This window comes from Candidatus Acidiferrales bacterium (genome assembly GCA_036514995.1).
Taxonomy (GTDB): Bacteria; Acidobacteriota; Terriglobia; order Acidiferrales; family DATBWB01; genus DATBWB01.
The window spans coordinates 1-2,897 of the sequence record DATBWB010000108.1 but is presented as its reverse complement, the minus strand read 5'-3'; the positions used below and the strand labels follow the sequence as shown (position 1 = coordinate 2,897).

The window sequence follows — 2,897 nt, the reverse complement described above, 5'->3', positions numbered from 1 at the left end:
CACGTGATCGAAGGCTTCCGGCTCGATCCCGGAACGGCGAATGGCTTCCCGGCCGGCGATCGCGCCCAGTTCCATCGCCGTGAAATCTTTGAGCGCGCCCAGATACCGGCCCATCGGGGTGCGCGCGCCAGCCACGATCACGACATCACGGATTTCCATTTTCTTTTCCACTTGTCCTCGAACAGTGGACTAAGAAAGCTGTCCTTTCGAGATTCGAAAAACAAAAATTGCCAAGTAAGGGGCTTCGTTTTTCGCGTTTCGAGTTCAAAGTTCAATGGTACAGTTTCCGCCGCGGCGGTGTGCTTCCTCCAGCGAAAACTCAACCCGGTTGATCAGGTCGGTGACGGCGTCTTCCACCTCGTAGTCGGGCCGCACGGCCGCCTCGCAGATCGCCGCGCTCAGCGAAACCGGCTTGGCGTCAGCCGTCAGCTTGAGGTTGCCGGTCACCCGGCCGAGCTTGGCGTAGAACCCTTTGGCGTTGGCGGCAGTCGTGTCCGGCAAGACGAGCGCGATCGACCACGCGCCATAGCGGATGGCGATGTCATTTTGGCGAACGTTGGCCAGCACGCCCTGGGCGAGCCGCTCCATCACCGTGTTCACCGCCATCTCCCCAAACTGATGGGCAATCTGTTGGCCGTGATCTACTTCCACCACCGCCACCGCCAGGGGGGTGCCTTGCACTTTCGCCCGGCCCATCTCCGACAGCAAACAATCCAAGTAAGAGCTGCGGCTGAGCAATCCCGTTCGTTCGTCGGAGACAGAGAGCGTCTTCATCAGCGATCGCAGCCGAGCATGGTTCACGGCGATCACCACCTGGTCGCCCAGCGTCTTGAGCATATAGATCTCGCTGGGCTTCCACCGGCGCGCCTCACCCGACTGCTCAATCAGCAAAACCCCGGCCGGAACCTGCTGCTCCTTGTCCACCAGCGTGACGGCCAGACCGGACTCGATGTCCAGATGGCGCAGCTCGGGCACCTGACCGGCTTCCAACGCCACCACGCCGGAAGCGTCCGGCGCCTGCTGCCCGACCAACGACAGCAACTTCAAGATGTCGCTCGCCGACCAAGCGGAGATTCCGGGAGCGCAAAATTCCGCGGCCATGGTGGGCGACCCGCCGGGGGCGCCAATCGCTCCCAGGCATCGGCTGACGCGCAAGTACTTTCCGATTTCATTGACGGCCGTGGCCACTACCCCTTTCGGGACGGCCTGGCGATAGATGGCGTGAGTGATTTCAGAAATTTTGGCCAGGTCGCTCACCGGCGTCGTCGGCTCTTCGGTGCGGACGGCTGGCTGGGTGATCTTGGGCCAGTAATCGGCCTGGGCAAAGAGGCTCCGGAGGCGCTCATTGCGTTCGCCTTGCTCAGGGTAGAGCTCGGCAATGCGGTCGAGTTTCTCGATCGCCTTCGCCCGCAAGGAATAGCGCAGAAAAATTTCCACCTGCACCATCATGTCTTCGAGCTGGTTGCGCTGGCGTTCACTTTCGATATCAAGCGCGACGGCTTCTGCCGCCCCTTCGCTCCCGGTGGCCGTCGCCGCTTGAGGCGCGCGGACAGTCGAAGCTTGATTGATCCGCTGGCGAATGACGCTCAACCGCCGCGGGTCGGCTTTCCCCTGCAACTCCTCGAGCCGCCCTGACTGGCCCCCTTCGTAAGCATCAATGTCCACCAACTGTTCGAGGACGTCGGTGGCCTGGTCGAATTTCCGTTCGGCGAAATAGACGTCAAAGAGCTGGCTCAGCACCTCAAACAGCCGCACTTCGCGGTTCAGTTCCTGGTAGAAGGTGGCGCAGTATTCGCCGAGCGAGCCGCTGGAGCGATTGTCTTGCCAGAGGCTGTGCAGCCGTTCCTCGAATTCGGCCAAGCGTCGCGCCTCGCTCAGCCGCTGCCGCAATCGGCCAAGAAGGGCCATCGCGGTGCCTGTTTGCTTCGCCTGGAAGTAGCGGCTGGTCAGTTCAAAGAGGCGATCAAAGCCGTTGGGTCGAAGACGATAGAGCCGCTCCAGGATGCGTTCCGCGTCACCCAGATGCCCCTCTTGCATAAGCGTTTCGCCGTAGGTGGACAAGAACCCCGGGTCGTCGATGCAGGAAGGTTCGAGCGGCCGTAGGAGGTGCACCGCTTGCTGCGACTGTGACTTGGCCAGGTAGGTTTCGGCCAAAGCCAGTGACGTCGTCCGATCCCCCGGCACAAGCTCGTTCGCGTGCTCGAGCCACTCGCGTGCTTTGCGGGTGTCGCCTTCGGCAAGGGCGAGCTGTCCGGCGCGACGCCAGGCGCGCGCCGCGCAATCCTGGCGGCCAATCTTCTCGCCCAGCTCGCCCACCCGCAACTGAAGTTCCAGCCGATCCGGTTGCAGCGCTGCCATTCGTTCCCAGCACTCGAGCGCCGCTTCGCCCCGCCCGCTGCGTTGGAAGGCGTCGGCCGCAGCCGCATAGTGTTCGGGAGCTTCCGGCTTGCCTTGCTTTTCCATCATGATGGCGAGCAACCGCCGTCGCTCAGGAGGTTGGGGCGCGAAGCGCAGATATTTGGAATAGAGCATCACCGCTTTGGCGGCGTCCTCGGTTGCCGTATAGCGGTCAAAGAGCAAACCCCAGTGCTCGCCTGCTCGCCCGGCATCATTCAGGCGCGTGTAGAGTTCAGCCAGCGTGCGGAGGATTTCCACGTTGCCGGAATCGAGTTGCAAGGCGGCGCGGTAGGCTTCGATGGCGTCCTCTACCCGATTCCGGGAAAGGAATTTCTTGGCGCGTTCCAGGTGCTTTTCCAGTTCTTCCGGCATTGCTCGGGAATTCCTGCTGGGGACCGTCTCCTCCCCCGCCGGGCGAGAAGATCAAGGACCGGGCAAACGCAAACTTTATACCCCAAGCCTTCCCTTTTGCAAAGCGATTCGGCCATCGAGATGCCTCC

The 2,897-nt window shown here is 62.1% G+C and carries 1 protein-coding gene; it reads right to left on the bottom strand.

Annotation, left to right across the window (positions count from 1 at the left end; translation table 11 throughout):
- Positions 1-264: 264 nt before the first annotated feature.
- Entirely contained in the window at positions 265-2,769 is a 2,505-nt protein-coding gene (locus VIH17_07710; GenBank protein HEY4683118.1) for a diguanylate cyclase, read from the bottom strand.
- Positions 2,770-2,897 lie beyond the last annotated feature (128 nt).

Coding starts and splice junctions, on each gene's coding strand:
- VIH17_07710 (HEY4683118.1), bottom strand. CDS start 2,769: ATGCCGGAAGAACTGGAAAAGCACCTGGAACGCGCCAAGAAATTCCTT.